This window comes from Aliarcobacter vitoriensis (assembly GCF_003316695.1).
In the GTDB taxonomy this organism is placed as follows: Bacteria; Campylobacterota; Campylobacteria; order Campylobacterales; family Arcobacteraceae; genus Aliarcobacter; species Aliarcobacter vitoriensis.
The window spans coordinates 81,405-88,809 of record NZ_PDKB01000012.1; the positions used below are offsets into that span (position 1 = coordinate 81,405).

Here is a 7,405-nt window from a genome sequence, read left to right on the forward strand (position 1 = left end):
TCTCCTAATCTAAATTTAACAAACTCGTCCCATCTCCTTTAGGCATAACCCTAATCTGCAATGGGATTCGCTCTTTTAGTGCTTCCACATGGGAAATCACACCTACCATCTTTCCTGAACTTTGTAACTGATTTAGAGCATTTAGTGCTAATTCTAAACTATCACTATCAAGTGTTCCAAATCCTTCATCTAAAAAAAGTGAATCTATACTTATCTTTTGACTAGCAAGTACTGAAAGTCCAAGTGAAAGTGAAAGACTTACTATAAAACTTTCACCACCAGAAAGTGTACTTACAGGTCTTACTACATCACCTTGGAAACCATCTATTATCTCTATTTCTAATAGCTTACTTGAATCACTACTTCTTTGAAGTTCATATCTAGGACTTAGTATTTGTAAATGTTTATTTGCTAGATAGATGAGCTGATCTAGTGTGATACCTTGGGCAAATTTGGCAAATTTATCGCCATTTGCTGAACCTACCATTTCGTTTAGTTTTATCCATACTTTAAAGGCTTCTTTTTTCTTTTCTAACTCTTTTATCTTATCTTCATGTTTTTTCATATTTGAAGCATTTATTTCAAGCTCTTTTTCTAGGCTTCCTATAGACTTCTGGAGTTCATCAGTAGCTGTTTGTAACTCTTTTAACTCATCATTTAGAGTTTGAAGTTCTTTGTCTGTTAGGTTTAGTCCTTTTTGCTCGGATAGTTTTTTTGCTGTGTCTATTTTTAGAGTTTGGGTTTGAGTATATTTTTCTTCTAGTGTTTTACACTTCATAAATAACTCTTCTCTTAACTCTTTTGGTAAAAGTGCTTTTTCAAACTCTTCTTTTGAAGTAAAACTATTTTCTACAAGAGCTTTATTGAAATTTTGTTTTGTCTGTTGTAGTTTTGTATTGTCAATTGTTTGTTTTTGATTTAACTCTATTATTTGAGTATTTAGTGATTCATCTTTTGAATTTAGATTTACTAACTCTTTTGATAAAAAGTTATATTTTTCATTGATAGTGTTAAATTTAGCTGTTATCTCTTTTTCAAAGATATTTAAATCAGTTACATCCAAGATAGCTTTGCTTTGAGTTTGTAACTCCTTCGTTTCAGTAGAAATTTGAGAAAGTTGTTCAGCATCTGTTTTTAAACTTAATTCTATTGATATGATTTTTGTATCAAGCTCTTTTAGTTGTATTGTTAAATTTTGAAGTTTAGCATCAAGCTCTTTTTTTGATGTTTCATTTTTAATAAAGCTATCTTTTTTTGCGACTAAATTCCTAAAGTTTTCTTCAAACTTTTCGTCAAATATTAATTCATATTTGATATAAACTTTTGAAAGTTCCTCTTCTAAACTTTGCTTTTTAGATATGTTCTGAGTTTGTTCATTTTGTAATTGGTCTATTGAACTTTTTAGTTTATAAAGTTCTTGTTCATTTTGAGAAACTAAAGTTTGTTTAGTATTTAATTCTTTTTGAAGATTATCTCTTTGAGCTAAAACTTTCTCTTTTTTATCTCTAGTTTTTATTATATTTTTTAACTCTTCTTCTAAAAGTTGTTTTTCTTCTTCTAAGTTTATTTTTGAATCATCTGTTAAAATGAAATTTAATGAACTAAATACTTGTTCTATCTCTTTTTTATTTTTTAATAATTTGTTTAGTTCTAAAGTAGAACTCTCTATTTTAGTTTCAAGTTTTGATAAGTTTAATTCAATAGTTCGTAAAGCTTTATTCTCTTCATCAAATATCTGCTTCTTTTGAGCGATTATTGAAGTTGTTTCATCAACATTTACACTTATTTTATGATCTACAAATGGATGTTCTTTTGAACCACATAAGAAACACTCTTCACCTTCTTTTAGATTTACTCTGTCACTTTCGTATTTTGCTATTAAAAGTTCTGCTTCTCTTTTATCATTTAGAGTTTGAATATGTGTTTGTATTTCATTTATTAGTTTTGCTTTTTCTTCTATATTTGTTTTTATAGTTTTTGATTCATCTTTTGAAGAAGATATGATGTTTTCCTCTTTTAAAATAGATTCCAACAATCTTTTATATTCATCTATAGAAGTGATTAATTTTTCAATACTCTTTAATCTATCCCTATTATTTACTTCTTTTTGATTGAAATTTGAAGTTTGAATTTCTAACTCTTTATACTCTTTATCTTTTGTATCAAACATTACTTTTATTTCATCAAACTCTTTTTTTGCCTTAGTAAAACTATCTTGTAAAGTTTTTTCATGTAAACTATTATTTTGAATGTTTTCTTCTTTTTGTTTTAAAAGTATTAGTACATCTTTATAATCATTTACATTTTTTGAGATTAAAGATATCTCTTCTTTTAATGATTCATCATTTTTATTTTTAATTATATAATCATTTATAGTTTTTAAATCATTTTCAATTTTCTCTTGATTTGTTTTTAATACTTTCAAGTCTTCATTTAGTTTAGTTTTTTGTTCATTTTGAGAGCTTATTTTATTTTCCAACTCTTTTATATTTTGAAGTTTTGATTCTATTTTAATTTGTAACATTCTTACTTCTTGAAGTTTTTTAGAGTTTGAATCAAATGAGATTTTTTCTTTATCTAATTCATCTTTTGATTTTAATGATTCTGTAGTTCCTAACTCTAGTTGCTGTTTTAACTCTATTAGGTCTTTTTGAAGTTTTTCTAGCTTTTCTTTATCTTGATTTATTATTTGAGTTAAAGAGTTTTTTTCTTGATATATGGGCTGTACATTTAAAGCTTTATTTGCTAAATCTAATAAAATAAAATCTTCTTTTTTACTCTCTTTTTCAAGAGTAATTTGCTCAAACTCTTGTATATACTTAGTATTATCAGCTTCTAACTTTTGTAAATTTTCAAGCCAATTAATTACCTTTTTTAGCTCATTTCCTTTAGTGTCAAGTTCAAGTTTTTGAGTTTTTGAACTGTTTAAAATTAAACTCTTTTCAGAAATAACTTCATTTGATAATAGTTCAATATTACCTATTAAGCTTTCATCTAATTCAATCTCTTTTTTCTTTAAATCATAAGTTTGATATATTTCTTGAGAAATTTGTTTATAGATTTGTGTTCCCGTGATTTTTTCAAGTAAACTTGAACGCTCATTTTCCTTTGCTTTTAAAAAGGCATCAAAGCTTCCTTGAGCCAACATCATAGATTGAATAAATCTATCAAAATCAAGTCCAGATAAATCTTCTATATATTTTGGAACTTTTGAAAGATATGATTCTAAAATTTTTCCTGATTCAACTTCACTTAATTCCATTTTAGCAGTTTGAAAAGCTCCATCAGGACTTTTTCTAGCTCTTTTTTGACTCCAAGAGCTCAAATAAACTTTTCCTTTTACTTCAAACTCAACTTCACATAGACATTCTCCTGTATGTCTACTCATAAGTTCATTTGGATTTGTAAGCCTTGCTGTTCTTCCATATAAAGCACAAGTAATTACATCTAAAATAGTACTTTTACCTGCACCCGTTGGTCCCGTAATAGCAAATAATGATTCATCTTTTAAAAACTTTTCAAAGTCTATTTCAAACTCACCTTTTAGTGAGTTAATATTTAATGATTTTATTTTTAATATTTTCATAGGCTTTGCACCTTAGAAACTACTTCTTTAAAGTTTAAAAGTAATTCTTTTTCAAACTCTTTATCTTCTATGTTTTCAAGCTCTAATCTTTTTTCAAATACTTGTTCAACTGATAATTCATCTAAACTTATAACTTTTAATTCATTAGCTTTTAATTGTTTTTCACTTTTATCTATTTTTACAGCAAGTAGTGTTAGTTCAAGTTTTGAAGCAAGTTGTCTGATTTCATTATTTGCATACATCGCATTATCATCAGATATATGAACTTCTATCCAAGAGTTTTTATCTTCAATTTTAGTAAGTTCATTTTTTATAGTTTCATAATTACCTTTAATGACAAGTAGTTTTCTATAAAGCGGAACTTCTATTTCTTCTATACTCATTTCATTTTGAGTAAAAGATACAAGATTTACTTTTTGACTGTTTTTTGATTCAGAAAAACTAAGAGGTATTGGAGAACCTGAATATCTAACATGTTCATTATTTCCAACAACTTGATTTATATGAAGATGTCCTAAAGCAACATAATCAAACATAGAAGCTAAGTAATCTCCACCAATATCAATAGTTCCACCAATATAAATATCTCTTTCACTTTGAGAACTTCTACTTCCAACTGTTGTTAAGTGTCCCATTCCAATTATTGGTATATTCTTATCTTGTTTTAATTCAAGTGCTTTTTTGTAGCAGTTTTCATAATAAGCTTTAATTCCACTATTTGCTAGTTTCTCTTTTTCGCTTATTGTTATTCCACTTAAAGATTCTCTAATAACACTATCTCTTAAAAATGGAATAGCACAAACAATAGATATTAAATCATCATTTTTATTTATAGGAATAATTACATTTTCATCTTCATCACCAGTTGTTATAACATGAACATTTAAAACTTCTAAAAGTTGTTTTGGTGCTTTTAGAGTTGAAACTGAATCATGATTTCCAGCAGTTATAATAGTAGCAATCAGTATTTTTATACTTGATAATTCTTTTAAAAAATTATAATAAAGTTCTAATGCATAGTTTGGCGGAGTTCCTGTATCAAAAATATCTCCAGACACTAGCAATATTTCAATTTGTTTTTCTTCTATTATTTTTAAAAGCCAAGAGAGAAAAGCTTCATGCTCATCTACCCTACTTTTTCCCATAAAGTTTTGACCAAGATGCCAATCTGATGTATGTAAAATTTTCATATTTAAATTCTTGTGTAATTAATTATTTAATTATTGTACATAAATATAGTCACATTCTTGTCACATTTCGTTATTTTTTATTTATATTTACATATAAAGGAGTTAAATTTACACAATAAAAATTTAATAATATTATTTACTAATTAAATTTGCATATTTACCATTTCTCATTTTTTCACACATATTTTATTAAATTAAATATGAATTATCAATTATTCTGATGAGACACAATTAGGTACACAATTAACTATATTATCTTGTATATAGCTATATACATTTATATCTTAAATTTCATAATAAATATAATAAAATTGCTACAGATACATCTTTTATGTACTTTTATATCGTTTTACATGTTAAATTCAAAATCTTTATTTTTGTTATTCAAAACACCATTTTATGGGCTTTTTATGATGTTGAGTATGCAAAAAAGTACACAACTTACTTTTAAGATATTTTATTAAAAATAAATGGCTCTGTGACGGAATTGGTAGACGCGTATGATTCAAAATCCCTCGCTTTAGGGCATGTCGGTTCGAGTCCGACTAGCGGTACCATTCAATTATATTCTATAATCCCTATTTAATAGTATTTACATATTTTTTTAAGTTTAAAAGATTTTATAAATTTATACCCTATTTATACCTTATCAATAAATTTTAACTTTTTAATGATATATTGCATCTTAAAAGATACAATTTCAATATATACATATTAAAATGAAAATATAAATTTTATAAGGCTAAATAATGAGTAAATTAGAAATTACAAATTTTGATATAGTACAATATCTTGATGATAAAGAAATAATAGCAGAATATTTATCTCAAATATTAAGTGATGCAAATATGAATGAACTATTAGAAAGCTTTAGAAATATTGCACTAAAGCAAAAAGTATTAGACTCTTTTGATATGAAAAAGAAAGGGGGAGTATATTTCTCTTTGTATAAAAACAACCATATAAATTCAAAAATTTAATTTATCAGATTAATCTTTCTCGTCAATTAATTATTTTCAAATTATATGTTATTAAGTTAACTACATAATTCACAATTCCTAAATTATGAATATTATCAAATGCAATAAATATTCCTGAAATTATAATTGAAGATATTAAACTCAAAAAAGAACCTATTAAGAAATATTCAGCTTTCATTTTTTCATCAATTTCTTTATATCTAGCCACAGTTTTAAAAGCCATGACAATAGTAACCAATCCCATATTTTGAAACACAATACCTATAAAATATAAAATTCGTTCCAAAAAACCAATCATTTGAGAATTATAATCTATATTTGAAAAATTATTTAATTTAGTTTTGTCTTGCGAACAACTAATATAAATTTTGATATTAATTTCATTATTTTTATCAGTCTGATTATTTTCATCAGTCACACTATTTTCGATATCAGTACTTTGACTTTTAATACCACTAATTATATCTGCAATAAAATCATTCACAGAATGTAATAATACCACACTTGTAACACATATAAATATAATAGAAAAAAATTTATTTATTTCTATATTAAAACATTTTATAAAAATAGTAAATATAATAACTAATAAAATAGCACCTATAGAAATATATTTATTCAAAGTAAATTCCTTTATCTAATCTCAAATCTTTAAGATAAATATTTTCTAAGTTTTTACTATCATTCATAAATGAAAGCTCTATTTTTTCAAGAACATTCATTATTAAAAGATATTTTGATCTTTTATAATAATCATAAACTGCACGTTGTTTTACATCCATAATTTTTTCTATTTCATTCAAATCTTTATTCATAACTATTCTATGATATAAAAATTCTATTTGTTTTTTTGTTAAATTAGATAAACAATCCTCTAAAAGTAATCCTATAATGTTTAAAAGTATTGTTTTATAAATTTCATCTTCAATATAAAAACTATATTTTTTATATTTCTTATTTAATATTTCATTAACATTTGTTAATCCTGAGCCTATCATTTCTGAATGTCCATCTTTATTTATATTACCTGAAATTGTTCCATAACCTAATGCAAAACGACATTCTATATTGTTCTTTTTTAAATAAATATCCAAATATAATAGAATATTTAACAAAGAATTTATATCTTTCATAACAACTTGAAAATCATCACCAACTTTTATTTCTAATTTTGAAAGACGATCATTGTTAAATTTTTGTTCTGCATGACTAATTACTTCCATCATTATACTTGACAGTCTTTCAGAATTTTCTTTTCGACTATTCTTTATATCACCCATTAATATAAAATATTTATTCACTATAATCATCCTATTCTTTTAATAGTATAATACTACTATACAAATACTTATTGCATGTTTTAATATGCAATTTGTGTTTTTGCATGTTTTAATATGCAATTTGTGTTTTTGCATGTTTTAATATGCAATTTGTGTTTTTGCATGTTTTAATATGCAATTTGTGTTTTTGCATGTTTTAATATGCAATTTGTGTTTTTGCATGTTTTAATATGCAATTTGTATTTTTGCATGTTTTAATATGCAATTTGTGTTCTTGCATGTTTTAATATGCAATTTGTATTTTTGCATGTTTTAATATGCAATTTGTGTTCTTGCATGTTTTAATATGCAATTTGTATTTTTGCATGT

General features: G+C 24.8%; 5 protein-coding genes. 1 reads left to right on the forward strand and 4 read right to left on the reverse strand.

Annotated features, from left to right (window positions below; genetic code table 11):
* Window positions 1-4: 4 nt before the first annotated feature.
* Both CRU91_RS12390 and CRU91_RS07915 read right to left on the reverse strand, forming a co-directional pair.
* Window positions 5-3,586, reverse strand: a complete 3,582-nt coding sequence (locus CRU91_RS12390; RefSeq protein ID WP_113894686.1) for an AAA family ATPase — start codon at window positions 3,584-3,586, stop codon at window positions 5-7.
* Window positions 3,583-4,776 carry an exonuclease SbcCD subunit D C-terminal domain-containing protein gene (locus tag CRU91_RS07915; RefSeq protein ID WP_113894687.1) on the reverse strand — a complete coding sequence of 398 codons (1,194 nt, stop codon included), beginning with the start codon at window positions 4,774-4,776 and terminating at the stop codon, window positions 3,583-3,585. Before CRU91_RS07915 ends, CRU91_RS12390 begins: the two co-directional genes overlap by 4 nt.
* A 749-nt stretch (window positions 4,777-5,525) precedes the next feature.
* Here CRU91_RS07915 and CRU91_RS12250 point away from each other — a divergent pair.
* Entirely contained in the window at window positions 5,526-5,756 is a 231-nt protein-coding gene (locus CRU91_RS12250) for a helix-turn-helix domain-containing transcriptional regulator (protein ID WP_222718429.1), read from the forward strand.
* 22 nt (window positions 5,757-5,778) lie between these two features.
* Here CRU91_RS12250 and CRU91_RS07925 read toward each other — a convergent pair whose 3' ends face one another.
* Both CRU91_RS07925 and CRU91_RS07930 read right to left on the reverse strand, forming a co-directional pair.
* Window positions 5,779-6,378, reverse strand: coding sequence for a hypothetical protein (locus CRU91_RS07925; protein ID WP_113894688.1), 600 nt, complete (start codon window positions 6,376-6,378; stop codon window positions 5,779-5,781).
* A complete protein-coding gene (locus CRU91_RS07930; RefSeq protein ID WP_222718430.1) occupies window positions 6,371-7,057 on the reverse strand; it encodes a SatD family protein in 687 nt (228 codons plus the stop codon). The genes CRU91_RS07925 and CRU91_RS07930 overlap by 8 nt, the downstream gene beginning before the upstream one ends.
* Between the last annotated feature and the right edge of the window lie 348 nt (window positions 7,058-7,405).